Source organism: Pseudomonas sp. BIC9C (assembly GCF_034541995.1).
Taxonomy (GTDB): domain Bacteria; phylum Pseudomonadota; class Gammaproteobacteria; order Pseudomonadales; family Pseudomonadaceae; genus Aquipseudomonas; species Aquipseudomonas fluorescens_CC.
The window spans coordinates 134,920-161,229 of record NZ_JAWDGM010000007.1; the positions used below are offsets into that span (position 1 = coordinate 134,920).

General features: G+C 60.3%; 21 protein-coding genes and 1 pseudogene. 14 read left to right on the forward strand and 8 right to left on the reverse strand.

Annotated features, from left to right (window positions below; all coding sequences use genetic code 11):
• Positions 1-127 precede the first annotated feature (127 nt).
• Positions 128-1,165 carry an L-glyceraldehyde 3-phosphate reductase gene (mgrA, locus tag RS887_RS26485; protein WP_322617698.1) on the reverse strand — a complete coding sequence of 346 codons (1,038 nt, stop codon included), beginning with the start codon at positions 1,163-1,165 and terminating at the stop codon, positions 128-130.
• A gap of 237 nt (positions 1,166-1,402) precedes the next feature.
• Here mgrA and RS887_RS26490 point away from each other — a divergent pair, with 237 nt between their 5' ends.
• Positions 1,403-1,663: a hypothetical protein gene (locus RS887_RS26490; RefSeq protein WP_322617699.1), complete on the forward strand. Its 261-nt coding sequence runs from the start codon at positions 1,403-1,405 to the stop codon at positions 1,661-1,663.
• 24 nt (positions 1,664-1,687) lie between these two features.
• On the opposite strand, the gene betT is transcribed toward RS887_RS26490, so the two are convergent.
• Positions 1,688-3,649 (reverse strand): choline transporter BetT, encoded by a 1,962-nt coding sequence (betT, locus tag RS887_RS26495; protein WP_322617875.1) that lies wholly within the window; start codon positions 3,647-3,649, stop codon positions 1,688-1,690.
• A 356-nt stretch (positions 3,650-4,005) separates the two neighbouring features.
• Positions 4,006-4,932 carry a serine O-acetyltransferase EpsC gene (gene epsC / locus RS887_RS26500; RefSeq protein WP_057399186.1) on the reverse strand — a complete coding sequence of 309 codons (927 nt, stop codon included), beginning with the start codon at positions 4,930-4,932 and terminating at the stop codon, positions 4,006-4,008.
• Positions 4,933-5,122: 190 nt separating this feature from the next.
• Here epsC and RS887_RS26505 point away from each other — a divergent pair.
• The 12 genes and pseudogenes from RS887_RS26505 (at position 5,123) to RS887_RS26560 (ending at position 17,445) form a co-directional block, all read left to right on the forward strand.
• Positions 5,123-6,114: pseudogene (locus RS887_RS26505) on the forward strand (D-cysteine desulfhydrase).
• Positions 6,115-6,411: 297 nt separating this feature from the next.
• A complete protein-coding gene (gene tcyJ, locus RS887_RS26510; protein WP_008019080.1) occupies positions 6,412-7,212 on the forward strand; it encodes a cystine ABC transporter substrate-binding protein in 801 nt (266 codons plus the stop codon).
• Complete coding sequence (tcyL, locus tag RS887_RS26515; protein WP_007972897.1) at positions 7,212-7,877, forward strand: cystine ABC transporter permease; 666 nt, start codon at positions 7,212-7,214, stop codon at positions 7,875-7,877. The genes tcyJ and tcyL overlap by 1 nt, the downstream gene beginning before the upstream one ends.
• 4 nt (positions 7,878-7,881) lie before the next feature.
• Positions 7,882-8,637 (forward strand): L-cystine ABC transporter ATP-binding protein TcyN, encoded by a 756-nt coding sequence (gene tcyN / locus RS887_RS26520; RefSeq protein WP_322617700.1) that lies wholly within the window; start codon positions 7,882-7,884, stop codon positions 8,635-8,637.
• Positions 8,638-9,119: 482 nt separating this feature from the next.
• Positions 9,120-9,884, forward strand: a complete 765-nt coding sequence (locus RS887_RS26525) for a hypothetical protein (protein WP_322617701.1) — start codon at positions 9,120-9,122, stop codon at positions 9,882-9,884.
• A gap of 231 nt (positions 9,885-10,115) precedes the next feature.
• Positions 10,116-11,348, forward strand: a complete 1,233-nt coding sequence (locus RS887_RS26530) for an SfnB family sulfur acquisition oxidoreductase (protein WP_322617702.1) — start codon at positions 10,116-10,118, stop codon at positions 11,346-11,348.
• A 23-nt stretch (positions 11,349-11,371) separates the two neighbouring features.
• The gene (locus RS887_RS26535; RefSeq protein ID WP_322617703.1) at positions 11,372-12,565 is read left to right on the forward strand and encodes an SfnB family sulfur acquisition oxidoreductase; all 1,194 of its coding nucleotides are present in this window, start codon (positions 11,372-11,374) and stop codon (positions 12,563-12,565) included.
• The gene (locus RS887_RS26540) at positions 12,566-13,918 is read left to right on the forward strand and encodes an LLM class flavin-dependent oxidoreductase (protein WP_322617704.1); all 1,353 of its coding nucleotides are present in this window, start codon (positions 12,566-12,568) and stop codon (positions 13,916-13,918) included. It begins immediately after the preceding gene.
• A gap of 119 nt (positions 13,919-14,037) precedes the next feature.
• Positions 14,038-14,847 (forward strand): MetQ/NlpA family ABC transporter substrate-binding protein, encoded by an 810-nt coding sequence (locus RS887_RS26545; protein ID WP_322617705.1) that lies wholly within the window; start codon positions 14,038-14,040, stop codon positions 14,845-14,847.
• 2 nt (positions 14,848-14,849) lie between these two features.
• Entirely contained in the window at positions 14,850-15,971 is a 1,122-nt protein-coding gene (locus tag RS887_RS26550) for a methionine ABC transporter ATP-binding protein (RefSeq protein ID WP_322617706.1), read from the forward strand.
• Positions 15,961-16,605 carry a methionine ABC transporter permease gene (locus tag RS887_RS26555; RefSeq protein ID WP_057712488.1) on the forward strand — a complete coding sequence of 215 codons (645 nt, stop codon included), beginning with the start codon at positions 15,961-15,963 and terminating at the stop codon, positions 16,603-16,605. The genes RS887_RS26550 and RS887_RS26555 overlap by 11 nt, the downstream gene beginning before the upstream one ends.
• 210 nt (positions 16,606-16,815) lie before the next feature.
• Positions 16,816-17,445 (forward strand): class I SAM-dependent methyltransferase, encoded by a 630-nt coding sequence (locus RS887_RS26560; RefSeq protein WP_322617707.1) that lies wholly within the window; start codon positions 16,816-16,818, stop codon positions 17,443-17,445.
• Positions 17,446-17,559: 114 nt separating this feature from the next.
• Here the strand turns inward: RS887_RS26560 and RS887_RS26565 are convergent, their stop codons facing one another.
• Genes RS887_RS26565 through RS887_RS26575 form a run of 3 tightly spaced genes read right to left on the reverse strand, consistent with a single transcriptional unit; the run spans position 17,560 to position 22,771 of the window.
• On the reverse strand, positions 17,560-20,610 hold the full coding sequence (locus RS887_RS26565) for an efflux RND transporter permease subunit (RefSeq protein WP_322617708.1): 3,051 nt from the start codon (positions 20,608-20,610) through the stop codon (positions 17,560-17,562).
• The gene (locus tag RS887_RS26570) at positions 20,607-21,671 is read right to left on the reverse strand and encodes an efflux RND transporter periplasmic adaptor subunit (protein WP_322617709.1); all 1,065 of its coding nucleotides are present in this window, start codon (positions 21,669-21,671) and stop codon (positions 20,607-20,609) included. Before RS887_RS26570 ends, RS887_RS26565 begins: the two co-directional genes overlap by 4 nt.
• Positions 21,668-22,771, reverse strand: a complete 1,104-nt coding sequence (locus tag RS887_RS26575; RefSeq protein ID WP_322617710.1) for an efflux RND transporter periplasmic adaptor subunit — start codon at positions 22,769-22,771, stop codon at positions 21,668-21,670. Before RS887_RS26575 ends, RS887_RS26570 begins: the two co-directional genes overlap by 4 nt.
• A 175-nt stretch (positions 22,772-22,946) precedes the next feature.
• Between RS887_RS26575 and RS887_RS26580 the strand changes: the two genes are divergently transcribed.
• Entirely contained in the window at positions 22,947-24,143 is a 1,197-nt protein-coding gene (locus tag RS887_RS26580; protein WP_322617711.1) for an AAA family ATPase, read from the forward strand.
• 173 nt (positions 24,144-24,316) lie between these two features.
• Here the strand turns inward: RS887_RS26580 and RS887_RS26585 are convergent, their stop codons facing one another.
• Positions 24,317-25,099 (reverse strand): MetQ/NlpA family ABC transporter substrate-binding protein, encoded by a 783-nt coding sequence (locus RS887_RS26585; RefSeq protein WP_007983099.1) that lies wholly within the window; start codon positions 25,097-25,099, stop codon positions 24,317-24,319.
• 273 nt (positions 25,100-25,372) lie between these two features.
• Positions 25,373-26,296: a sigma 54-interacting transcriptional regulator gene (locus RS887_RS26590; RefSeq protein WP_322617712.1), complete on the reverse strand. Its 924-nt coding sequence runs from the start codon at positions 26,294-26,296 to the stop codon at positions 25,373-25,375.
• Positions 26,297-26,310 lie beyond the last annotated feature (14 nt).

A 26,310-nucleotide genomic window follows, 5' to 3' on the forward strand; every position in this document is an offset into this window, starting at 1 on the left:
TCTTTGCTGTCAGGACTGGCCTCTTCGCGAGCAAGCCCGCTCCCACATTTGGAATGCGTTCCAATGTGGGAGCGGGCTTGCTCGCGAAAGCAATCTGAAAGGCGCAAAAGAACCCAGCGCCTGACACTTACTCAGCTGTCGAAGGCTTCTCCCAAAGATTGATCCCGCCCTCCTGGGCAAACCGGTCAATCTCCGCCAGTTCCTGCGCACTGAAGCTCAGGTTCTTCAACGCCCCGACGTTCTCGATGATCTGCTCCGGCCGGCTCGCGCCGATCAATGCCGAAGTGACCCGCGGATCGCGCAGGGTCCAGGCCAGCGCCAGCTGCGCCAGACTCTGGCCACGACGCCGGGCGATTTCGTTGAGTGCCCGCACCTGGGCGATGTTGGCCTCGGACAAGTGCGACGCCTGCAACGATCCACCACCCGGACGATTGACCCGCGCATCCTTCGGCACGCCGTTGAGGTACTTGTCGGTCAGCAATCCCTGCGCCAGCGGCGTGAAGGCGATCACGCCCGTGCCGAGCTCGTCAGTGGTGTCCAGCAAGTCTTTTTCAACCCAGCGATTGAGCAGGTTGTAGGCCGGTTGGTGGATCAACAACGGGACTTTCCATTCCTTGAGCAACGCGGCCATTTCACGGGTTTTCACCCCGGAATAGGACGAGATGCCGATGTACAGCGCCTTGCCCTGTTGTACCGCTGTCGCGAGTGCGCTGGCGGTTTCTTCCAGCGGCGTGTCTGGATCGAAGCGGTGGGAATAAAAGATGTCGACGTAGTCCACGCCCAGGCGTTGCAGGCTCTGGTCAAGGCTGGCCAGCACGTACTTGCGCGAACCGCCGCCCTGACCGTAAGGCCCCGGCCACATGTCCCAACCGGCCTTGCTGGAGATGATCAGTTCGTCACGGTACTGCTTGAAGTCTTCGCGCAGTAAACGGCCGAAGTTGATCTCGGCGCTGCCATAGGGCGGGCCGTAGTTGTTGGCCAGGTCGAAATGGTTGATGCCCAGGTCGAATGCCGTGCGCAGCAACGCGCGCTGGGTATCGATCGGCGTGCTGTCGCCGAAGTTGTGCCACAGGCCCAGGGACAGCGCCGGCAGCACCAGCCCACTACGGCCCACGCGGCGGTAAGGGATGGAGTCGTAGCGATTTTCGGCAGCGGTGTAAGTCATCGAATCCTCTCTTGTCTGTCTTGAATCTGGTATCGACTGCTTCGCCAGTCGCCCAGCATACGCCCAGACAAACGCCAAAAAACCTGAGACTCGATGAATTGCTGAAACGTTTCATATATTTTTGATCGGCCCGGAAAAATCTGCTGATCAACAGCGCACTTGCGCAATCTGGCTCGGCAGGAACAAAGTCGTCAAAGCAACGAAGAGGCGATACCTATCGCAAGGATGGAGCAAGCCATGCACACCACGATCATCATCACCTTCGGTCTGGTCCTGCTCGCGATGATGCTGTTCATCGGCGAAAAACTCGGCTTCAGCCGTCAGACACTCACCTACAGCTTCGTGATCCTGTGGCTGGCGTTGACAGTGATCAACGGCGCCATCGGTGTGGTGCACGCCGGACAGTCGTTGAGTACGGAACTGGGGATCGGCACGATGGTGTTCAGCATTCCGGTGGCGGCACTGGTGTTGTTCATGGTGCTGAGCGCCGAGAACTGAAAAGCCCCGGCGCCCTGCCCGCGATCAACGCACCAGATGCAGGAACTGCATGTGCCGTTCGTACTGGTCGAGGATGTCGTTGATGATCTGTTCCTTGGTGTAACCCACCAGATCGTAGTCTTGGCTGCCCTCGCTCAAATGCACTTCGGCCCGGTAGTAACGGCGATTGTTGAGCTGCTTGGAACCCATGCCGCCGCGGGCAAACGACGGCGTGAAGTAGCCGCGCATCTGCACTTGATAAACGAACGGATGCTGATCGCCATGACCGATTTCCAGGCTGACGCTGTCATTGGCCGGACCCGGGTGCGTCGCTACGTGCAAACCCTTTTCGATGAACACGGCCGACACTTCTTCAATTGCCGGGCGCACCGTCGTATCGAGGAAGCGATAGACCTCATCCCGCGAAGGGAAATGCACGGCCTGGCTCAAACGCTGACGCCAGCCGCCCTTGCCGCGACGGGATCCCGAGACCGGTGCCAGCGAATGCATCTGGGCAATCCGCTTCTGCGATTCCAGATAAAACGCCTTGTGCAGCCCCCACATCATCAACAGCAAGATCAACGAGAACGGCAGCGAAGTCAGGACCACCGCCGACTTCAACGCATCGATGCTGCCCGAGAACAGTAGTGCACTCGTCACCAGCGCAGTCATTGCGCCCCAGAACACTCGCAGCCATTTCGGCCCGTCTTCGTCGGGATTGCCACCTTTGGCGGACAGCGTCGACAGCACCACGGTGCCGGAGTCGGCGGAGGTGACGAAGAACACGAAGCTGATGAACACCGTCACCGCGATGACGGTTTTGCTCCACGGGTAGGTTTCCAGCAGCAGGTAGAGCGTCATCGACGGGTTGTCGATGGCCGACATGCCAAGCGCGCTCATGCCGTGGTTGAGCACTTGGTCGATGGCGCTGTTACCGAAAATCGACATCCACGCCAGGGTGAAGCCGAGCGGAATCAGCAGCACACCGAAGACGAATTCGCGGATGGTCCGGCCACGGGAAATGCGCGCGATGAATAGGCCCACGAACGGTGACCAGGCAATCCACCAGGCCCAGTAGAACACGGTCCAGCCCCCCAGCCAGTCGCTGGGTTTGTCGTAGGCGTAAAGGTCGAAACTCTTCATCGGCAAGGCGCCGAGGTAATCGCCGAGGTTCTGGATCAGGGTGTTGAGCAAGTGCTGCGTGGGGCCGGCGAACAACACGAACAGCAACAGCGCACAGGCCAGCAGCATGTTGATGTCGGACATGACCCGCATGCCCTTGTCGACGCCGGATACGGCAACGATGATCGCCGCCCCCATCATCAAGGTGATCAGGCCGACCTGAATCCATTGGGTATGGGCGATGCCGAACAGGTAGTCCAGGCCCGAGTTGAGGTGCAACACGCCGAAGCCCATGTCGGCACCGAGGCCGAACACCGTGGCGATGATGCCGAAGCCATCCACTGCATAGCCGATGGGGCCATTGATGCGCTTGCCGATCAGCGGATACAGCGCCGAACGCAGGGCCAGTGGCAGGTTATGCCGGTAGGCAAAGTAGGCCAGCGCCATGCCGACAAAAGCGAACACGCCCCAGCCATGCAGGCCCCAGTGCAGAAACAGAATCTGCATCGCCTGGCGCGCCGCATCCGCCGTACCCGCCTCGCCTTGCGGCGGTTGCAGCATGTGGGTCAGGGGCTCGGACACACAGAAGAAAAACAGGGTGATGCTGATCCCCGCGGCGAACAGCATGCCGGCCCAGGACAGATAACTGAATTCGGGTTCGTCGTGGTCGGCACCGAGCTTGATCTTGCCGTAGCCGGACAAGGCGGTGACCACCACGAAGACCAGATACAGGGTCATCGCCAGCAGGTAATACCAGCCGACCGTGTTGGCCGCCCAGTTTTGCGCCGCCAGCAACCAGGCACCGGCCTGCTCGGGCATGGCGATGACAACGACACCAAACAACAGAATGAAACTTGCCGAGAACCAGAACACCGGCGGATTCATGCGGATCAGACCGCCTGGAGGGATGGACGATGCACTCATGTACGGTGCACCTCGAAGGGTAAAAACGTGGCTGTGGAAATCGGACTCAGCAAAGGCAAGCCTCCTGTTGTGAGCGGGCAGCGAACCGCCGGTTTAACTTGAATGAACGTTCAAGTTAAACATGGATAGGGGGCTAAGGACTAATCGCAGGGCTGGGCGGTACTGGTTGTACGCTAGCTCAAGGAGGAAATATGGGGGGATTTAAAAAGCTTCGCGAGCAGGCTCGCTCCCACATTGGATTTGTGACCGACGCACATACCCTGAGGGAGCGAGCCTGCTCGCGAAGAGGCCAGGCCAGTCAGAGGAGATTCAAAGGCCTACTTCTGCGCCCCATCATCATGCTGCAGATTCGCCTGGGTCAGGTTGCTGCCCGCCGGCACGCTGCGGGTCAGCCAGACATTGCCGCCGATGGTCGAGCCCTGACCGATGGTGATCCGCCCCAGAATCGTCGCCCCGGCATAAATCACCACGTCATCCTCGACAATCGGATGCCGCGGCTGGCCCTTCTGCAACTGACCGTCTTCGTCGGCCGGGAAGCGCTTGGCACCCAAAGTCACCGCCTGATAAATCCGCACGCGCTCGCCGATGATTGCGGTTTCGCCGATCACCACGCCAGTACCGTGGTCGATGAAGAAACTGCGGCCGATCTGCGCGCCGGGGTGAATGTCGATGCCGGTGGCCGAGTGGGCGATTTCCGCACTGATCCGCGCCAGCAACGGCAGCCCGGCACGGTACAAATGGTGGGCCAGGCGGTGGTGAATCACCGCCAGAATCCCCGGGTAGCACAACAGCACTTCATCGACACTGCGTGCCGCCGGGTCGCCGTGATAGGCCGCCAGTACGTCGGTGTCCAACAGGCTGCGCAAGCCCGGCAAGGCGAGGGCGAAGTCCTGAATGATCTGGATGGTCTTGGCTTCGACTTCGGTATCGGCCTGGGCACTGTGACGCGCGGCGTAGCGCAATTCGAGTCGCGCCTGGGCCAACAGCGCATTCAACGCCACATCCAGCGTGTGACCGACGTAGAAATCTTCGCTCTCTTCGCGCAGGTCAACCGGCCCCAGGCGCATCGGGAACAGCGCACCGCACAAGGCTTCGAGAATCTCTGCCATGGCCGCCCGGGAGGGCAGTTCGCGACCGCCCTGCTCGCCGCTGGCCCGGCCGTTTTGTGCACGCCACTGTTCACGCGCCGTGCGCAGCTGGCTGACGATGGTCTGCAATTGCCAATGGCTGGAACGCTCACTCACAGTAAAAACTCCTCACGGGCGACCGGACTGTCTGGCCGCACTGACGGCAATTACTTTACGGCAAGGGTCGCAAGGCAAATTAAGAACCAATAGTGCTGTGCTCAGTTCGATTGGCTATAAGCGATTGGCGGTTGCCCAGGCTTTGGGGCGTGCCTATAGTCCTGAGATCTTCAACGGCCAGTACGGACCCATGATCAAACAACAGCTCGCCCGCTTTAACCGCCTCGACCTGCTCGGTCAACCCACCGCCCTGGAAAAGCTCGAACGCCTGTCGACCTGGCTGGGTCGCGACGTGTACGTCAAGCGCGATGACCTGACGCCGCTGGCGATGGGCGGCAACAAGCTGCGCAAACTCGAATACCTGGCCGCCGATGCGCTGGCCCAGGGTGCCGACACCTTGATCACCGCCGGCGCGCTGCAATCGAACCACGTGCGCCAGACAGCCGCCATTGCCGCCAAGCTGGGTTTGGGCTGCGTAGCCCTTCTGGAAAACCCCCTCGGCACCGATGACAGCAATTACACCGGCAATGGCAACCGCCTGCTGCTCGATTTGTTCGATGCCAAGGTCGAACTGGTGGAAAACCTCGATAACGCCGACGAACAACTGCAAGCCCTGGCCGGCCGGCTGCGCAGCAACGGCAAGAAGCCGTACCTGGTGCCGATCGGTGGTTCCAATGCGCTGGGTGCTCTGGGTTACGTGCGTGCGGGGCTGGAACTGGCCGAACAAATCAAGGACACCGGCCTGACCTTCGCCGCCGTGGTCCTGGCCTCGGGTAGCGCCGGTACCCACAGCGGCCTGGCACTGGCCTTGAGTGAAGTGCTGCCGGATCTGCCAGTAATCGGCGTGACGGTCTCGCGCAGCGATGAAGATCAACGGCCCAAGGTTCAAGGCCTGGCCGAGCGCACCGCCGAGTTGCTGGGCGTGAACCTGCCGGAGGCCTTCAAGGTCGAGTGTGGGATGAGTATTTCGCCCCGCGTTACGGCGAGCCAAATGCCGGAACACTGGCGGCGGTGAAGCTGCTGGCGGGTCAGGAAGGCTTGCTGCTGGACCCGGTCTACACTGGCAAGGCCATGGCGGGCTTGCTGGACGGGATCGGGCGTCAGCGTTTCGATGAGGGCCCGATTATCTTCCTGCACACCGGTGGGGCACCGGCGTTGTTTGCGTACAAGGATTTTCTGTAAGCGTTCCAGAAGATCGAAAGATCGCAGCCTTCGGCAGCTCCTACATTGAGCGGCGTGCACCTGTAGGAGCTGCCGGAGGCTGCGATCTTTTCTCACAACCACCACATATTCATTTAGCGCATAACAAATAGAATATTTATTATTTTCCTATCTAACGACGTCATCTTATAGTCACGCCGCAGGCGAATTTGCAGCGAGACGCATAAGCTGCATTAGGGCAGGATATCGCAGTCGTCAAAATCCCGAATTTGCCAACTTTCCTTAAGCGTCTTCCATAAGAAAACACAGGGGCTTGTCATGAATTTTTCCGCACTACGTCGCAATCTGCTGGTGGGCTCGCTGGGCCTGGCACTGAGCGCCGGCCTGATTGGCCATGCCGTTGCCGGTGAGCAACTGCAAAAAATCAAAGACGCCGGCGTGATCAACGTTGGCCTGGAAGGCACTTACCCACCGTTCAGTTTCGTCGACGCCGACGGCAAACTGGCCGGCTTTGAAGTCGAGTTCTCCGAAGCCCTGGCCAAAGAGCTGGGCGTGAAGGTCAAGCTGCAGCCGACCAAATGGGATGGCATCCTCGCCGCCCTGGAGTCCAAGCGCCTGGATGCGGTAATCAACCAGGTGACCATCTCCGAAGAGCGCAAGAAAAAGTATGACTTCTCCGAGCCGTACACCGTTTCCGGGATTCAGGCGCTGGTGCTGACGAAGAAGGCCGCCGAGCTGAACATCAAGTCCGCCGCTGACCTGTCTGGCAAGAAAGTCGGCGTAGGCCTGGGCACCAACTACGAGCAGTGGGTGAAAGAAAATGTGCCTAAGGCTGACATCCGCACCTACGAAGATGATCCGACCAAGTTCCAGGACCTGCGTGTCGGCCGCATCGACGCCATTCTGATCGACCGCCTGGCCGCGCTGGAATACGCCAAGAAAGCCAAGGACACCACCGCCGCCGGTGATGCGTTCTCCCGTCAGGAAGCCGGTATTGCCCTGCGCAAAGGCGAGCCTGAGCTGCTGGCAGCTGTGAACAAAGCCATCGACAAGCTGCGCGCCGACGGTACGCTGAAAAAGCTTTCGGAAAAATACTTCAGCGCTGACGTCACTCAATAATGGAAGAAGCTTTTCAACTCGCACTGGACTCCGTGCCCTTTCTGCTCAAGGGCGCGTACTACACAGTGATCTTGAGCCTGGGCGGGATGTTTTTCGGCCTGGTGATGGGGTTCGGCCTGGCGCTGATGCGCCTGTCGCGCTTCAAACTGGTGAGCTGGATCGCCCGCATCTACGTGTCGTTCTTTCGCGGCACGCCCTTGCTGGTGCAACTGTTCGTGATCTATTACGGCTTGCCACAATTGGGTCTGGAACTTGATCCGCTGCCGGCGGCCCTGATCGGCTTCTCGCTGAACATGGCCGCCTATGCCTGTGAAATCCTGCGTGCCGCGATCAGCTCCATCGAGCGCGGCCAGTGGGAAGCCGCTGCCAGCATCGGCATGACCCGTGCGCAAACCCTGCGCCGGGCCATCCTGCCGCAGGCAATGCGCACCGCATTGCCGCCGCTGGGCAACAGCTTCATTTCGCTGGTCAAGGACACGGCGCTGGCCGCTACCATCCAGGTGCCGGAGCTGTTCCGCCAGGCGCAACTGATCACCGCCCGTACCTTCGAAATCTTCACCATGTATCTTGCCGCCGCACTGATCTACTGGGTCCTGGCCACGGTGCTGTCGCACCTGCAGAACCAGTTGGAAGCGCGGGTCAATCGGCACGACCAGGAGTCCTGACCCGATGATTGTCGTGGAAAAACTGACAAAGCAGTTCAAGGGTCAAGTCGTGCTCAACGGCATCGATCTTGAGGTCAAGGAAGGCGAGGTGGTGGCAATCATCGGCCCAAGCGGTTCGGGCAAGACCACCTTCCTGCGTTGCCTGAATTTTCTGGAAGAACCCACCAGCGGCCGGATCAAGGTCGGTGATATCGAGATCGATACCAGCCGTTCCCTGAACCAGCAGCAGAGCCTGGTGCGGCGCTTGCGCCAGCACGTAGGTTTCGTGTTCCAGAACTTCAACCTGTTCCCCCATCGCACCGCCCTGGAAAACGTCATCGAAGGCCCGATCGTGGTGAAAAAGACCCCGCGCGCCGACGCCGTTACCCTGGGTAAAAAGCTCCTGGCCAAGGTCGGTCTGGCGGGCAAGGAAGACGCCTACCCGCGTCGCCTCTCCGGTGGCCAGCAACAGCGCGTGGCGATTGCCAGGGCGCTGGCGATGGAGCCCGAAGTGATCCTGTTCGATGAGCCGACCTCGGCCCTCGACCCGGAGTTGGTGGGCGAGGTGTTGGCGACCATCCGCGGGCTGGCCGAAGAGAAACGCACCATGGTGATCGTCACCCACGAAATGGGTTTTGCCCGGGACGTGGCCAACCGGGTGGTGTTTTTCGACAAGGGCGTGATCGTCGAGCAAGGCGAAGCGAAGGCGTTGTTTGCCAACCCGAAAGAAGAGCGAACCAAACAGTTCCTGAGCAAGTTCCTGAATAACGCTCACAACTAACAACCCTGCGCAACAACGGTAAACTTCCATGGATGGAAGTGCCCCCTCGAAATACACCTCATTAATACCAAACTAAACCCTTCTATTCGACACACATATCCTGTACGCGCACGCGGTACATATATATGCATGACAACAATTAAACAGTGCTAATCCAATCAGGTTTTCCATAGCAGGGTTGTGCCAACGACCTGTACAAAACCGCCTATATCTCGCCACTTTCAGCAGATGAATTCGACACACCGACATGGTTTACTTACTTGAGAGCGTAGGAACTTTCTGAATAGCAGCACACACCATTCATAACTAACAAATCTTATTGACACCTGATCTTCCTGGCTCTTATCTAGTCTCCTGCCAGCAACACTCATCACGCTTGAATCATTATTTCAATTCGAAGTAATGAATGGCTTTCTCGCTTCGATTTTTAGTTTTTTGAAATTCCAGAAACGGACTTCGTTGCAAGACTTCAAGGAGACTTCATGAAAAGCACCTCGAACAAATCCGGGCTTGCGGCCCCGACCCTGGCGCAATCCAACAAGACCGGCATCAACGTCACTTGCGCGGCGCACCTGCTGATCAATGTGGCACCCTACCCCGCCATGGACGCAGGTGACCTGATCGAACTGTTCTGGGACAACTGCTACGTGGCCTCCCGCGTGCTGACCGCCAGCGATGTCGGCCAACCGGTGCAGTTAAGGGTGCCTGAAAGTTTTGTCGCCAACGGTACTTCGCGCATTCACTACCGGGTCATGCAAGTTGGCCGGGACCCGGCGATATCGGCCAGCCGCAACGTTCAGATCAAACTCGACTGCCCGGGCGGCCAACCCTCCGCGCTGTGCGGCGATGAAAACCAATGCCTGGCACCGGTGAACATTCCCGAGGCGATTCGCCGTCAAGGGGTCAATCCGAGTCAGGTCAAACGCGGTGTTCCCTTGACCATCGAGCCGTACCTGAACATGGCCGTCGACGACGAAATCACCCTGCGCTGGGGCGATGTGCGCATGGACCTGCCACGACTTAAGTCCGCCGATGTGGGCCAGCCAATCCAGGTCTGGATACCGCCGGCCATCATCCTCGAAGCCGGCGAAGATCTGCGGCTGGAAGTGACCTACTGCATTCTCGACAGGGTGGGCAACAACTCGCGCTGGGCACCGCCCCGCACGCTGAAGATCGGTTGCGCCAATCCCTATCTGAAAATCCCCCCGAAAAAAGTGCTCAAGGCCGCCGAATCCCGCAAGCAATGAATACAGGGGTCGCTCGCAGCAGCAGGTTCATCCTTCTATCTATATTCCTAAAAGTTAGTTCATAAAATATTTATACACGTTTAGGGTATATAAACCGGACCACCGGACATTCTTGTTTTCATGCGCTGCCACAAGCGGCGCCTCCATGAGATGTGAGGTAGGTATGGTCCGGAACACAATCACCCCAGTGCAGATCGCCAGGGCATTGCGTGCAGCCAAGGAGCGGCACTGATGTCCAGTCTGGCAGATGCAATCGTCCAGAGTGACCTGGACGTCCCCCCCCTGTTGTTGCCCGCACAAGTCTTGCGCAACGATGCCCAAGCCATCAAAGCAGCCCACGAACTGGCGCAACTCGCCCGCCTGCAAGCGGCCAAACGTGACCAGCAGCGCAAGCTCCCATGGTCTGAAATCGAACAGTTCACCCGCAGCGGCCTGGGCAGCATTTCCATCCCCCGCGAGTACGGTGGCCCGCAGGTTTCGTTCGTCACCCTGGCCGAGGTCTTCGCGATCATTTCCGCCGCCGACCCGGCGCTTGGGCAAATCCCGCAAAACCAGTTCGGCATTCTTAACCTGATCCTCGGCAGTGCCACCGAATCGCAGAAACAACAACTGTTCAAAAGCGTCCTTGATGGCTGGCGCATTGGCAATGCCGGGCCGGAACGCGGCACCAGAAACACCCTGGAACTGAAGGCACGCCTCACCGCCGACGGCGTCCTCAACGGCCAGAAGTTCTATTCCACCGGTGCCCTGTTCGCCCATTGGGTCGCGGTCAAGGCATTGAATGACGATGGCAAACAAGTGTTGGCGTTCGTCCGTCGGGGCACGCCGGGATTGCGCATCGTCGACGACTGGTCCGGCTTTGGTCAGCGCACCACCGCCAGCGGCACGATTTTGCTCAACAACGTGCGAGTCGACTCCGAACTGGTTGTGGATAACTGGAAGATCAACGACACGCCGAACATTCAGGGCGCCGTCTCCCAACTGATTCAAGCGGCCATCGATGCCGGTATCGCCCGAGGCGCCATCGACGACGCCATCGACTTCGTGAAAACCCGCGCCCGGCCATGGATCGACGCCAAGGTCGAGCGGGCCGGCGATGACCTGTACGTGATCGCCGATATCGGTAAGTTGAAAATCGAATTGCACGCCGCCGAAGCGCTGCTGCGTAAGGCCGGACAGGTACTTGATCAGGTCAGCGCCACGCCGCTCACCGCCGAGTCCGCCGCCCGCGCCTCGATTGCCGTGGCCGAAGCCAAGGTGCTGACCACCGAAATTTCGTTGCTGGCCAGTGAAAAGCTGTTCGAACTGGCCGGCAGCCGCGCGACCCTCGCCGAATTCAACCTCGACCGCCACTGGCGCAATGCCCGGGTGCACACCCTGCACGATCCGGTGCGCTGGAAGTATCACGCCATCGGCGCCTATCGCCTCAACGGCACGCTGCCTAATCGGCATTCCTGGATCTGACGACCAGACATCTGGAGAACAACATGACAAATTCTCAGCACGTCGCGGTCATCACCAGCGATGAACAAGCCCTGATCATTGCCAGCGACCTGGCCGAAGACTTCAAACGCGACAGCGCCCTGCGCGACCGCGAGCGCCGCTTGCCACACCCGGAGCTGGAAGTATTTTCCCGCTCGGGCCTGTGGGGCATCAGCGTGCCGAAAGAATACGGCGGTGCCGGAGTTTCCAACGTCACCCTGGCCAAGGTAATCGCATTGATTGCCCAGGCCGACGGCTCGCTTGGGCAAATCCCGCAAAACCATTTTTATGCCCTCGAAGTGCTGCGGGTGAACGGCAACCACGAGCAGAAAAAACGTCTTTATGCCGAAGTACTGGCCGGCCAGCGCTTCGGCAATGCATTGGCCGAACTCGGCACCAAAACCGCACATGATCGCGTCACAAGCCTGACTCGCGACGCCAGCGGCTATCGCATCAATGGTCGCAAGTTCTACGCCACCGGCGCGATTTACGCCCAGCGCATTCCCACCTCGGTGGTGGATGAAAACGGCGTGCAGCAACTGGCGTTCGTCCCGCGAAACAGCAAGGGCCTGAGCGTGATCGACGACTGGAGCGGCTTCGGTCAGCGCACCACCGGCAGTGGCTCAGTGGTATTTGAAGATGTGTTTGTTGCCGCTGAAGATGTGATTCCCTTTCAAAGCGCCTTCGAGCGCCCTACCCCGGTCGGCCCGCTGGCGCAGATTCTCCATGCCGCCATCGACACCGGCATCGCCCGCGCCGCGTATGAAGATGCGCTGCACTTCGTGCGCACGAAAACCCGGCCGTGGATCGACGCCACCCACGAAAAAGCCACCGACGATCCGCTGACCCTCAAGAGCTTCGGCCACCTGAGCATTCGCCTGCACGCCGCCGAGGCGCTGCTGGAGCGTGCGGGTGAATACCTCGACAAGGCCCAGGCCGACACGCAGGCCGAGACCGTCGCGGCCGCGTCGATTGCCGTGGCCGAAGCCCGCGCCCTGAGCACCGAAATCTCCCTGGCCGCCGGCAGCACGCTGTTCGAACTGGCCGGCAGCCAGGCGACCTTGATCGAACACAGCCTCGACCGCCACTGGCGCAACGCCCGGGTGCACACCCTGCACGATCCGGTGCGCTGGAAGTATCACGCCGTGGGTAATTACTACCTCAACGATGAAAACCCGCCACTGCGGGGGACCATCTGAATGGCTAAAAAGAAAATCCTGCTCAACGCGTTCAACATGAACTGCATCGGGCACATCAACCATGGCCTGTGGACCAATCCACGGGACACATCAACCCGATACAACACGATCGAATACTGGACCGAACTGGCGCAACTGCTGGAGCGCGGGCTGTTCGACGGCCTGTTCATCGCAGACATCGTCGGGGTCTACGACGTCTACCAGAACTCGGTGGACGTGCCGCTCAAAGAGTCGATCCAACTGCCGGTCAACGACCCGCTGCTACTGGTATCGGCCATGGCCGCGGTGACGAAAAACCTCGGTTTCGGCCTGACCGCCAACCTCACCTACGAAGCGCCATATCTGTTCGCCCGCCGCCTCTCTACGCTGGATCACCTGAGCCGTGGGCGTGTCGGCTGGAACATCGTCACCGGCTATCTCGACAGCGCCGCCAAGGCCATGGGTCTGAGCGAACAGGCCGAGCATGACCGTCGCTACGACCAGGCCGACGAGTACCTGGAGGTGCTCTACAAACTCTGGGAAGGCAGCTGGGAAAACGGCGCGGTGCTGAACGACCGGCAGCAGCGGATCTACGCGCAGCCTGAGAAGGTGCACAAGGTCGAGCACAAGGGCGAGTTCTATCAGGTCGAGGGTTATCACCTCTGTGAGCCCTCGCCGCAGCGCACGCCGGTACTGTTCCAGGCCGGCAGCTCGGATCGTGGCTTGCTGTTCGCAGGACGCCATGCCGAGTGCGTGTTCATCAGCGGCCAGACCAAGGCGTCGACCAAGGCGCAGGTGGACAAGGTGCGCGCCAGCGCCGTCGGTGCCGGACGCAACCCCGAGGACATCAAGGTGTTCATGGGCCTGAATGTGATCGTCGGCGCCACCGAAGACCTGGCCTGGGCCAAGCACGCCGAATACCTGAGCTACGCCAGTGCCGAAGCCGGCGTGGCGCATTTTTCGGCGTCCACCGGGATTGATTTTTCTCAGTATGAAATCGACGAACCGATCCAGTACGTGAAGAGCAACGCGATCCAGTCCGCCACTAAACACCTGCAAAACAATGACTGGACCCGGCGCAAGTTGCTCGAACAACACGCCCTCGGCGGTCGTTACATCACCGTAGTGGGCTCCCCGGAACAGGTGGCCGACGAGCTGGAGTCGTGGATCGCCGAAACCGGGCTGGATGGCTTCAACCTGACCCGTATCGTCACGCCGGAAAGCTATGAGGATTTCATTGAGCTGGTGATTCCCGAGTTGCAACGACGGGGATCGTACAAGACGGCGTACGACAACGGCACCTTGCGCGAAAAGCTGTTTCAGCGGGAAGCGCAATTGCCTGAGCAACATACCGGTTCGGCTTACCGCCGCTAAAAGCTTCGCGAGCAAGCCCGCTCCCACAAGGGAATGCATTCCAAATGTGGGAGCGGGCTTGCTCGCGAAGAGGCCCGACCAAACACCACAAATTCTATGCACTGACTGGAAAACTCATCATGAAAAAGCACTACCTCTCTCACCCAGTCAAAGCACTGGCCCTGGCCCTCGGCCTGTTCAGCTCGGTGACGTTCGCCGCCGACGCGCCGCTGAAAATCGGCACCACCGCCGCCTTCGCCATTCCCCTGGAAGCGGCCGTCGAAGAGGCCTCCAGACAAGGCCTGAAAGTCGAGCTGGTTGAATTCACCGACTGGATCGCGCCGAACGTCAGCCTCGCCGCCGGCGACATCGACGTGAACTACTTCCAGCACATCCCGTTCCTGGAAAACGCCAAGGCCGCTTCGGGTTTCGACCTGGTGCCATTCGCACCGGGGATCATCAACAACATCGGCCTCTATTCGAAAGAATACAAAAGCTTCGACGAACTGCCGCAAGGCGCCAGCGTGGCCATCGCCAACGACCCGATCAACAGCGGCCGTGGCTTGCAACTGCTGGCCAAGGCCGGGCTGATCACCCTCAAGCCCGGCGTCGGCTACAAGGCCACCGAAGAAGACATCATCGCCAACCCGAAGCACATCAAGATCCTCCAGGTCGAAGCCGTGCAACTGGTACGTGCCTATGACGATGCCGATCTGGTGCAGGGCTACCCGGCCTACATTCGCTTGTCGAAAACCTTCGATGCGGGCTCCGCGCTGCTGTTCGACGGCCTTGATCACAAGGAGTACGTGATTCAGTTCGTGATCCAGCCCAAGAGCAAAACCGACCCGCGCCTGATCAAGTTCGTCGACATCTACCAGCACTCGCCCGCTGTGCGCGCCGCGTTGGATAAAGCTCACGGCAAGCTCTATCAAGCCGGCTGGGAAAGCTGAGCATGACGGCCGCCATCCAACGGCGACTGGAGATTCCAGAGCCGCAAAGTGCCGAACGCACTGAGCTGCATCCCGAGCTGAACCATGCCCACGTCCGCTTCATCGGCCTGGGCAAAACCTACAATGGCCAGCAAGGGCCGGTGGCCGCCCTGCACGGCATCGACCTGGCGATCCAGCGCGGCGAAGTGTTCGGCATCATCGGCCGCAGCGGCGCCGGCAAGTCGTCCCTGATCCGTACCATCAATCGCCTGGAACAACCGAGCAGCGGTCGGTTGCTTATCGATCAGGTGGACATCGGCGAGTTTGACGAAGACCGCCTGGTGGCGCTGCGTCGGCGCATCGGCATGATCTTCCAGCACTTCAATCTGATGTCGGCCAAGACCGTTTGGCAGAACGTCGAGCTACCGCTGAAAGTCGCTGGTGTGCCCAAGGAACAACGCGAACAGAAAGTCCGTGAACTGCTGGAACTGGTCGGCTTGCAGGCCAAACACAAGGCTTACCCGGCGCAGTTGTCCGGCGGGCAGAAACAGCGCGTGGGCATTGCCCGGGCGCTGGTGCATGACCCGCAAATCCTGTTGTGCGACGAAGCCACCTCGGCACTCGACCCGGAGACCACGCAATCGATCCTCGGCCTGCTGCGCGAGATCAATCGGCGCCTGGGCCTGACCATCGTTTTGATCACCCACGAGATGGCGGTGATCCGCGAGATCTGTGATCGGGTGGTCGTGCTCGAACACGGCCGCATCGTCGAGCAAGGTCCGGTGTGGGAAGTCTTCGGCAATCCGCAACATGAGGTCAGCAAGACATTGCTGACGCCGCTGCAACACGCGTTGCCGCAAGAGCTGCAAAGTCGTTTGCAGCCGCAGCGAAACGCCTCTGACGCAGCCGTGGTCCTGCGCTTGCAGTTCACCGGCAGCCAACGCGACGAACCGGACCTGGCGGCATTGTTCAGTGCCCTCGGTGGCCGAGTGCGCTTGCTGCAAGGCGGCGTGGAAAGGATTCAGGGGCATGCACTTGGGCAACTGCTGCTCGCGGTGACGGGGTCACCCCTTGGTGCCGAAGAATTGCGTCAGCGCGCCGGCCAATGGGCGCAACAGGTGGAGGTACTGGGTTATGTGGTTTGATCGCTTGCTGCAGGGCTTTATCGACACGTTCCTGATGGTCGGCGTGTCGTCGTTGATCGCACTGTTGGCGGGCATTCCGCTGGCGGTAATCCTGGTCACCAGTTCCAAGGGCGGCATCTACGAAGCCCCGGCGCTGAACCGCGCGTTGGGCGCATTCGTGAATTTGTTCCGCTCGGTTCCTTTCCTGATCCTGATGGTCGCATTGATTCCGTTCACCCGGCTCATCGTCGGCACCACTTACGGCGTATGGGCCGCTGTGGTGCCGCTGACCATCGCGGCTACGCCTTTCTTTGCGCGTATTGCCGAGGTCAGCTTGCGCGAGGTCGACCACGGTTTGGTCGAAGCGGCGCAAGCCATGGGCTGCCGGCGCTGGCACATCGTCTGGCATGTGTTGCTGCCAGAAGCGCTGCCCGGGATTGTCGGCGGGTTCACCATTACCCTGGTGACCATGATCAACTCGTCGGCCATGGCCGGGGCGATTGGTGCGGGTGGGTTGGGGGACATTGCGTATCGGTATGGGTATCAGCGCTTTGATAGCCAGATCATGCTGACGGTGATTGTGCTGCTGGTGGCGTTGGTGGCGGTGATTCAGTTAGGTGGAGATCGGTTGGCGCGGGGGTTGAATAAACGCTAACTCTGTAGGAGCGAGCCTGCTCGCGATGGAGGTCAACGATAACGCGGGAAACCTGGCTCCCCACGGCGCCCTCAGGTTTTTCGCGAGCAAGCTCGCTCTACACTTGACCGTGGATATCTGTGGGAGCGGACTTGCTCGCGAATGGCTGCGAAGCAACCCTCAACCTGATGGCGTATATTCGGCAATATCCCAATTGCCTGCGCAGCCGACATGAAACAGACGCCTATCGATCTTGAGCAGATCACCTCCACCACTCTCGGCCACTACAACGCGGTGGCCGAAAGCTTCCGTGAAGGGACTCGCGATCACGATGTCAGCCAGAACATCGATGCGCTGTTGCGGCACATTCAGGGCGAGGCGCCGTTCGACATTCTCGATTTTGGCTGTGGGCCGGGCCGGGATTTGCAGACCTTCACCCGTATGGGCCACAAGGCAGTTGGCCTCGACGGTTCGGAAAAACTCGCGCAGTTGGCCCGTGAAGACAGCGGTTGTGAGGTCTGGCAACAGGATTTCCTGAAGCTCGATCTGCCGGCCGAACGCTTCGACGGGATCTTTGCCAATGCGGCGCTGTTTCATGTGCCGCGACAGGAATTGCCACGGGTGTTGAAGCAGCTGCGGGGAACGCTGAAACCGGGTGGCGTGTTGTTCAGTTCCAATCCCCGTGGCGAGAATCAGGAAGGCTGGAACGGGCCGCGTTATGGGTCTTATCACGACCTTCGGGCGTGGCAGCAATTGTTGATCGAGGCGGGGTTTGTCGAGCTTGAACATTACTACCGGCCGGCAGGGCTGCCGCGGGAGCAGCAGCCTTGGTTGGCGAGTGTCTGGCGTAAATCTGCGTAGCCAGTTCGGCCGCCATCGCGAGCAAGCTCGCTCCCACAGGGAACCAAGTTTTCCTGAACGACTCGGTCAACTGTGGGAGCGAGCTTGCTCGCGATGAGCGCGCAGCGCTCGCCTTTATGCAGTCTCTTTCTTCGGCTCGCGAATCTTGTACCAGGCCACATACAGCGCCGGCAGAAACAGCAGCGTCAGCAAGGTGGCGATGACGATCCCGCCGATCATGGCGTAGGCCATCGGCCCCCAGAACACTTCCCGGGCAATCGGGATCATCCCCATGCTCGCCGCCGCCGCGGTCAGCAGAATCGGCCGACGTCGATGCTCGGTGGCCTGCACCACCGCATCCCACGGCGCATAGCCCTTCTGCTCGTACTCCTCGATCTGGGTCACCAGGATCACCGAGTTACGGATGATGATACCGATCAGTGCCAGAATCCCGAGGATCGCCACGAAGCCCATAGGCGTCCCTGTAGGCACCAGCGCAAGTACCACGCCGATCAGCCCCAGCGGCGCGACGCTGGCCACCAGGAACAGCTTCTGCACGCTGTGCAGCTGGATCATCAGGAAGGTCGCCATCAAAAACAGCATCAGCGGCACAACCTTGGCAATCGGTCCCTGGGCCTTGCCGCTTTCCTCCACCGTACCACCGGTGGCGACCTTGTAGCCCGCCGGCAATTTGGCAGCGAAATCGTCGATGGACGGCTTGAGGATTCTCACCAGGTCCGTCGGCTGGATCTCGTCGCGTATCGCCGCCTTGATGGTGATGGTCGGCAGGCGATCGCGACGCCACACCAGCGGCTGCTCCAGTTCGTAGCGCACCGTGGCGAACGCCAGCAACGGAATCGACGTGCCGCCAGGTGTGACGATTTGCAGGTTCTGCAGGGTTTCCGGCGTTCCGCGCTCGGAATCCACCGCACGCCCGACCACGTTGATCAGATAGATGTCGTCGTCGACCTGGGTCACCGACTGGCCGCTGACGATGCCGTTCATCAGGTTGGCCACATCCTCGGAAGACAGCCCCAACTGCCGCGCCTTGTCCTGGGCGATGTCGATGCGCAGGACTTTGCCCGGCTCGTTCCAGTCGTAGATGATCTCGCCAACGTGCGGGTTCTTGTCCAGCTCGGTGGCCAGGTCGATGGCATGTCGGCGCACCTGATCGATGTCTTTGCCGCTGACCCGGTACTGGATCGGACGCCCTACCGGTGGGCCCATTTCCAGCGCCTGGACATAACTGCCGATGCCGACGAAGTCGTTGCGCAAGCGCTCGCGAAGCTTCTGCATCATGGCCTCGCGGGTATGGCCTTTGCTGACGATCACCAACTGCGCGTAGAACGGGTTCTGCAGTTGCTGGTCCAGTGGCAGATAGAAGCGGATGGCGCCCTGACCGACGTAAGTGCTCCAGCGCACGATGTCCGGATCGTCCTTGAGCGTGGCCTCGAGTCGGTCGACAGCCCGGCGGGTTTCGTCGAGCGAGGCGTTTTGCGGCAGGTTCAGATCCACCAGGATTTCCGGTCGATCCGAAGACGGGAAGAACTGATTCTGCACGTAGCGCATGCCAAACACCGCCAGTGCAAAGCACAGTACGGTGATGCCAATGGCCCACCAGCGATTGCGCATGCACCACAGCAGCCCGCCGTTGAACGCTTTGCCGATACGCCCGGGTTCGCCTTCATGGGGTTTCACGTTGGTGCTGAGAATGTGCACGCCGATCACCGGCGCAAACAGAACCGCCACCACCCATGACACCAGCATCGCACAGGCAATCACCGCAAACAGGGTGTAGGTGTACTCGCCGGCGGAGCTGGCGTTCAAGCCGATCGGCACGAAGCCCGCCACCGTGACCAGCGTACCGGTGAGCATCGGGAACGCGGTGGAGGTGTAGGCGAAGGTCGCCGCCTGCTCCTTGGTCTCGCCCAATTCCAGGCGTGTGACCATCATCTCCACGGTGATCATCGCATCGTCCACCAGCAGGCCGAGGGCGATGATCAGTGCACCGAGGGAAATCCGCTGCATGGTGATGCCGCTGTATTCCATGAACACGAACACCATCGCCAGCACCAGCGGGATCGAGCACGCCACCACCAGCCCGGCGCGCACGCCCAGGCTGACGAAGCTGACCAGCAGCACGATCACCACCGCCTCGAACAACGCGCTGGTAAAGCCGCCGACGGCCTCCTCCACCACCACGGCCTGATCGGAGACGTTGTAGATGCCGACGCCGACCGGCAGGTCTGCGGTCAACTGGTCGATACGGGTGTGCAAGGCCTTGCCGAACGCCTGGACGTTGCCACCCTTCTGCATGGCAATCGCCAGGCCGATGGCCGGCTTGCCATTGAAGCGGAATTCCGGTGAGGCCGGATCGACGTAGCCACGGCTGATTTCGGCGATGTCGGCCAATCGATAGAAGCGGTCGTTGAGCTTGAGGTTGACCTCGGCCAGATCTTTTTCCGAAGCGAACTGTCCCGAAGTCCGCACCGAAATCCGCTCCGGTCCGGCCTCGATGACACCTGCCGGGGTCACGGCGTTCTGGGTTTGCAGGCTCTGCACCACCTGACGCTGATCAATGCCCAGCGCGGCGAGTTTGCGCGTGGAGAAATTCAGGTACAGCACTTCGTCCTGCTGACCGACCATCTCGATCTTGCCCAGCCCCGGCACGCCGCGAATTTCCATGCGGGCCTGTTCCACGTAGTCGCGCAATTGACGCATGGTCAGGCCGTCGGCAGTAAAGGCGTAGATCGACCCGAAGACGTCACCGAACTCGTCGTTGAACGAAGGCCCCTGTATGCCTTGTGGGAACTGGTATTTGATGTCGTTGATCTTCTTGCGCACCTGATACCAGATTTCCGGGATGTCCTTGGCACTGGTGGTGTCGCGCAGGTACACGTACACCGTGGACTCACCGGGGCGCGTGTAGCTTTTCACATAGTCGAGGGAGTCGAGTTCTTCGAGTTTTTTCTCGATCCGGTCAGTGATCTGCTCGAGGGTTTCCTCCTGGGTCGCCCCCGGCCATTTGCTCTGGATCACCATGGTCTTGATGGTGAACGAAGGGTCTTCTTCACGCCCAAGGTTGAAGTACGAGAACACACCCATCAGCAACGCGACGAACATCAGATACCAGATGAACGACTGGTGCTTGAGGGCCCATTCCGAGAGGTTGAAAGGCCCTTTCATTGACTGTCCTCGTCGATTTTCACTGGTTGCCCCGGTTTGAGGCTGTTGACACCGGCACTGACCACTCGCTCGCCGTTCTTCACGCCGCCAGCCAGCACTACGGTGCTGCCGGTGCGGCTAATCACGGTGATGTCACGGGGCGAGACGGTTTTGCTCTGCGCATCAATCACCCAGATGCGCGGCTTGCCATCGACCTCCTGCAGTGCGGTGACAGGCAACTCGATGCGCGGCTTGATCGCCGAGCTCAAGGTGACGCTGATTGCCGTACCCAGGCGAAAGCCGACTGGCGTTTCGGCCAGGGTCAGGCGGGCGCGACGGGTGCGTGTCGCGCTTTGAGCCTGAGGTTCGATTTCGCGGATGACAGCCGTGGTATTGATGCTCGGATCAAGTTGCGCAGCGACCAGGAACACCACATCTTTGGGCAGTTGATCGACCAGGGTATCGGGCAGGTCGATCACCGCTTCCTTGATGTCCGGTTGCGCCAGGGTCACCACTGGCTGACCGGCCGTGACCACTTGTCCGGCCTCGGCGCTCCACGCGGTGACCACGGCTTTGTGATCGGCGCGCAACTCGGTGTAGCCCAGTTGGTCCTTGCTCTGGCTGACAGCTGCCCGGGCCTGATCGAGGGAGGCCTGGGTGGTTTTCAGGTCGGTGTTGGCCGCGTCGAGTTGCGCTTGCGCGCCAACCCCGCGGTCAAACAAGGCTTTCTGACGCTGGGCAGTGGCCGTAGCGTTGATCAGCTGCGCCTGGATTTTCGACAGATCGCCCTGAGCCGAACGCAATTGGTTCTGCTGATCTGAAGGATCGAGGGTAGCCAGCAACGTACCCTTCTCGACCTCGGTGCCGACATCGACGTTACGGTTGGCGATTCGCCCTCCCACGCGGAACCCGGTATTGCTTTCATAACGTGCCTGGATACTGCCGGCGAAGCGGCCCAGATCCTCTTCGTTCAAGGTCTGAACCTTGATCGACAGCACCGGCCGTACCGGTGCCGGAGGCGGTTCGTTTTTGGAACAGGCGCTCAGCACCAGCCCGATAGACAACGCCCATAAAGGCTTCATGGCTTGGCTCCCCAGGTCAGATCCTTGTAAGTGTTCTCGGCAATCTCGACTTCCATGTCCGGGTGCAACAGTTGCCCGCCCGCGACGATGACTTTGTCCCCTTCCTTCAACCCGTCGCTGATGATGACCTTGCCAGTCAGGTAGCGGCCGACAGTCACCGAGTGCAACTGGGCCTTGCCCTTGTCGTCGACAATCCAGACCGCAGGTTTACTGATGTTCTTGGTCAGCGCCGACCACGGCAGCTCGATGGCCGCCTTGCCCGAGCCCCTGGCCGTGGCACTTACCACCGAGCCCAATTGCATGCCGTCGGGCAGTCTGTCGAGACCGACCTTGACCTGCACGGTGCCCGATTGCGCCGACACCGACGGGGTGACTTCACGTACGGTGCCAGTGGTTTTGATGGCGGGGTTGTCGACCAGACTCAGGACAATGGTTTGATCCTTCGGTTTCTGGGCCAGCAACGATTCATAGACGTTGAACACGGCATCCCGGTCGCCGTCCCGGGCCAGGCTGAAGACCGGCATCGTCGCCTGCACCACCTGGCCGACTTCCGCCTGGCGTGCGGTAATGATCCCCGGCGCATCGGCGATCAGCGCCGTATAGCTCAACTGATCTCTGGCATTGGCCAACTGCGCCTGGGCAGCGCTCAAGGCGCTCTGACTGCTGTTCAAGGCAGCCTGGGCCGAGTCATATTCGCTCTGGCTGGTGTAGCCCTTGGGCAAGAGTTTTTGCTGACGCACGAACGCCGCCGCACTCTGCTTCACCCGCGCCTGTTCGGCGAGCACTTGCGCCTGGGCAGAGTCGACACTGGCCTGTAGATCCTTGGGGTCGAGCCGGGCGAGCACTTGCTTGGCGGTCACCCGATCACCGACGTCAACCGAGCGCTGGATGATCTTGCCGCCCACCCGGAAAGACAACTCTGTCTGTACCCGTGCCTGGATATCGCCGGTGAGGGTGACCGAGGCCGCGTAATCCGTTGGCTTGACGACTTGTACGAACACCCGTGGCAGGTATTCCTGCACGGGTTTTTTCTCCTCACACGCCGTTAGCAGGATGACGACACTCAAGGCCATTACTACTTTCAGTCCGGGAACCGCCATGCAAACTCCTTGGCCTTTTTTATGGACAACTCGACAGAGAGCTTAGAACAGGATTTCAACCTTGCACGGGCGTCTCATGAAGAAAAAATTCGCACCGCTTTACCCCTGAAACACTTGCCATAGACGCCTGCGCATGCCTGACAATGAGTCCCGGTCGACCCCCTCAGGAACCCACATGCTCAACACACTCGCGGTGGCCAATTACCGCTCGATCAACAAACTGGTGATCCCGCTGGGCCGACTGAATCTGATCACCGGGCCCAACGGCAGCGGCAAATCCAACCTGTACCGTGCGCTGCGCCTGCTGGCAGAAACCGCCCACGGCGGTGTGGTCAACGCCCTGGCCCGTGAAGGCGGGCTGGACTCAACCTTCTGGGCCGGCCCGGAAACCCTCTCCCGGCGCATGCGCACCGGCGAAGTCGCCATCGAACCCAGCGTGCGCCAAGGCGTCAAACGCCTGCGCCTGGGGTTTGCGGGAGAGGATTTCGGTTACTCGATCAGCCTCGGCCTGCCCGACTCCAATGGCCATTTCATGCTGCCCGGGCGCAGCTCGCCGATACCGTCTTACTTCAGCCTCGACCCGCAGATCAAACGGGAATGCCTGTGGGCAGGCGCGTTCTATCGCCCGGCCAGTCTGCTGGTCGATCGTGACGGCCCGATGATCCGTGCCCGCGCTGATCGTCGCTGGGACGTGTTGGCGCAACATACGCCGACGTTCGACAGCCTGTTCGATCAGGTCGGCAGCCTGCGCAGCTCCCCGGAAGTGCTGGAGATGCGCGAGTTCATCCGCCGCTGGCGCTTTTACGATCACTTTCGCAGCGATGCCGACGCGCCGGCCCGTCAACCGCAACTGGGCACCCGCACGCCGGTGCTGCATCACGACGGGCGCGATCTGGCGGCGGCCTTGCAGACGATCATCGAAATAGGTGATCCCGAGGCGTTGCGGGCTGCGATCAGCGACGCGTTTCCCGGTGCACGACTGCACATCGAACCCTTGCCGGGTGGGCGCTTCGCCATCGAGTTCTTTCAGGAAGGTTTGTTGCGGCCACTGTCGGCCGCCGAGTTGTCGGACGGAACCTTGCGTTACCTGCTGTTGGTCGCGGCGCTGCTGACGCCACGGCCGCCGACGCTGATGGTGCTGAACGAGCCGGAAACCAGCCTGCATCCTGACCTGCTGCCGGCACTGGCGCGCTTGATCATCCGCGCCTCCGGGCAGTGCCAGGTGTGGGTGGTGTCCCATGCCCGACGCTTGATTTCGGCCTTGCAGCAGGACCCCGACTGCAACTGCATCGTGCTGGAGAAAAATCTTGGCCAGACCGCCATTGTCGGCCAACGCATGCTGGATGAGCCCGCATGGTATTGGCCGGATTGAACGACGCGTGATTTGCCGGGAGATGGAAGACGTCTGTTTTCCCTGGCGTGCCGACTGATACTCCCTCTTCGCGAGCAGGCTCGCTCCCACACGCAATGTGCACACGCAAAAAAAACGCCGACGCTATTGCTAGCCGTCGGCGTTTGAAACCTTGAAGGGGTTTACTTCGCGAATCAGAACGCCGGCAGTACCGCGCCGCTGTACTTCTTCTCGATGAAGGCTTTCACTTCCGGGCTGGTCAGGGCTTTGGCCAGTTTCTGGATGGCAACGCTGTCCTTGTTGTCCGGACGGGCCACCAGGAAATTCACGTAAGGCGAATCGGCGCCTTCGATCACCAGAGCGTCTTTAGCCGGGTTCAGACCCGCTTCCAGCGCGTAGTTGGTGTTGATCATGTCCAGGTCGACCTGATCCAGCACGCGCGGCAGCATGGCCGATTCAAGCTCCTTGAACTTGAAGTTGTGAGGGTTCTTGGCGATGTCTTTCGGCGTGGCCAGGGCGTTTTTCGGGTCTTTGAGTTCGATCAGCCCAGCCTTCTGCAGCAGGATCAGGGCACGGCCGCTATTGCTGCCTTCGTTCGGGATGGCGATGGTCGCGCCGTCCTTCAACTCAGCCAGGGTTTTGACTTTCTTCGAGTAGCCGCCGAAAGGTTCGACGTGCACACCGATCACGGTTTCCAGGTGAGTGCCTTTGCCTTCGTTGAAGCTCTTGAGGTACGGCAGGGTCTGGAAGTAGTTGGCGTCCAGACGCTTCTGGTCGACCTGCACGTTCGGCTGAACGTAGTCGGTGAAGACTTTGATTTCCAGGTCCACGCCTTCTTTGGCGAGGGTAGGCTTGATCAGCTCGAGAATCTCGGCGTGTGGAATCGGGGTTGCCGCAACCACCAGTTTCTCGCCAGCCTGGGCCAGGCCCGCAGTCAGGGCAGCCGCCAGTGCGGTGAACAACAGAACCTTTTTCATGCAGTGTCCTTATCGAAAATCGCAGTCGCTTGTGGCGACGGCTTGAAAACGAGAGTGCCAGTGAAGTGCTATCGCTGGCGTGAAGCGGACAATACCGGGATTTTTTATTCCCGAACAATAACGTTTATTCAGCTTCATATTCCATTTTGTTCATACAGCTCTAGCCCGCACCTTACCCTGTAGGAGCGAGCCTGCTCGCGATGATCGCCAGGACAACGGAGGCATTCAGGAAACCCGCGTCATCGTTGACGACCATCGCGAGCAGGCTCGCTCCTACAGGAGGCCGGTGCCTTTAAGTATTTGTTTCAAGGCGTCTTTTTCGGCAGCGGAACCATTGCCAAGAATCTGCTTGAGCTGCCGTTCGATCTGTCCCAGACCTTCATCAGGCAAATTCAAATGCTCCGGCAAAATCTCGTCGCCGGTACTCACCAACAGCGCAAAGTGGATGACGTTTTCCAGTTCCCGGGTATTGCCCGGCCAGCGGTGGCGTTCCAGCACGCGTTGCGCCGCTTCGCTGATCAGCGGCACTGGCAAGTCGAGGCGCTGGCTGTAGATCCCGAGGAAGTATTCGGCCAGCGGCGGGATGTCACCCGTACGCTCGCGCAGTGCCGGCAGTTCGAGTGGGCCTTCGCTGAGGTAGTGATAGAGCCGCTCATGAAATTTTCCGGCAGCAACCGCCTGGGCCAGATCGATGCTGGTGGCCGCCACCAGACGCACATCCACCGGGCTCGGCTGATGAGCACCGACGCGAGTGACTTCGTGGTTCTCCAGGGCGGCGAGCAGTTTGATCTGGATCGGCAGAGGCAGGTCGCCGATTTCGTCCAGGTACAACGTGCCGCCGTTGGCCGAGCCGAACCAGCCGGCACGACTGCTCGCCGAACCGCTGTAACTGCCAGCGGCATAGCCAAACAACTCGGCGTCGGCGTAGGTCGGGCTGATGGCACCGCAGTTGACCGACACGAATAACCCGCCGCGATCACTGGCGCGGTGGATATGGCGGGCCAGCAATTCCTTGCCGGTACCGGTTTCGCCACGGATCAGCACTGACACTGAACGTGTGGCCAGTTGCTCAAGGTCTTCGCGTAATTGCCGTGAACGCGGATCGACAAACACCAGCGCCTTGGCGCGGATGCTCAGGGGACTTTTTTCGGCATCGGGAAAGGTCAGCAGTGGCTGACCGAAGGTTTCAAAGCTCATGGCAGACTCCCGCC

Coding starts and splice junctions, on each gene's coding strand:
- mgrA (WP_322617698.1), bottom strand. CDS start 1,165: ATGACTTACACCGCTGCCGAAAATCGCTACGACTCCATCCCTTACCGC.
- RS887_RS26490 (WP_322617699.1), top strand. CDS start 1,403: ATGCACACCACGATCATCATCACCTTCGGTCTGGTCCTGCTCGCGATG.
- betT (WP_322617875.1), bottom strand. CDS start 3,649: ATGAATCCGCCGGTGTTCTGGTTCTCGGCAAGTTTCATTCTGTTGTTT.
- tcyJ (WP_008019080.1), top strand. CDS start 6,412: ATGAATTTTTCCGCACTACGTCGCAATCTGCTGGTGGGCTCGCTGGGC.
- tcyL (WP_007972897.1), top strand. CDS start 7,212: ATGGAAGAAGCTTTTCAACTCGCACTGGACTCCGTGCCCTTTCTGCTC.
- tcyN (WP_322617700.1), top strand. CDS start 7,882: ATGATTGTCGTGGAAAAACTGACAAAGCAGTTCAAGGGTCAAGTCGTG.
- RS887_RS26525 (WP_322617701.1), top strand. CDS start 9,120: ATGAAAAGCACCTCGAACAAATCCGGGCTTGCGGCCCCGACCCTGGCG.
- RS887_RS26530 (WP_322617702.1), top strand. CDS start 10,116: ATGTCCAGTCTGGCAGATGCAATCGTCCAGAGTGACCTGGACGTCCCC.
- RS887_RS26535 (WP_322617703.1), top strand. CDS start 11,372: ATGACAAATTCTCAGCACGTCGCGGTCATCACCAGCGATGAACAAGCC.
- RS887_RS26540 (WP_322617704.1), top strand. CDS start 12,566: ATGGCTAAAAAGAAAATCCTGCTCAACGCGTTCAACATGAACTGCATC.
- RS887_RS26545 (WP_322617705.1), top strand. CDS start 14,038: ATGAAAAAGCACTACCTCTCTCACCCAGTCAAAGCACTGGCCCTGGCC.
- RS887_RS26550 (WP_322617706.1), top strand. CDS start 14,850: ATGACGGCCGCCATCCAACGGCGACTGGAGATTCCAGAGCCGCAAAGT.
- RS887_RS26555 (WP_057712488.1), top strand. CDS start 15,961: ATGTGGTTTGATCGCTTGCTGCAGGGCTTTATCGACACGTTCCTGATG.
- RS887_RS26560 (WP_322617707.1), top strand. CDS start 16,816: ATGAAACAGACGCCTATCGATCTTGAGCAGATCACCTCCACCACTCTC.
- RS887_RS26565 (WP_322617708.1), bottom strand. CDS start 20,610: ATGAAAGGGCCTTTCAACCTCTCGGAATGGGCCCTCAAGCACCAGTCG.
- RS887_RS26570 (WP_322617709.1), bottom strand. CDS start 21,671: ATGAAGCCTTTATGGGCGTTGTCTATCGGGCTGGTGCTGAGCGCCTGT.
- RS887_RS26575 (WP_322617710.1), bottom strand. CDS start 22,771: ATGGCGGTTCCCGGACTGAAAGTAGTAATGGCCTTGAGTGTCGTCATC.
- RS887_RS26580 (WP_322617711.1), top strand. CDS start 22,947: ATGCTCAACACACTCGCGGTGGCCAATTACCGCTCGATCAACAAACTG.
- RS887_RS26585 (WP_007983099.1), bottom strand. CDS start 25,099: ATGAAAAAGGTTCTGTTGTTCACCGCACTGGCGGCTGCCCTGACTGCG.
- RS887_RS26590 (WP_322617712.1), bottom strand. CDS start 26,296: ATGAGCTTTGAAACCTTCGGTCAGCCACTGCTGACCTTTCCCGATGCC.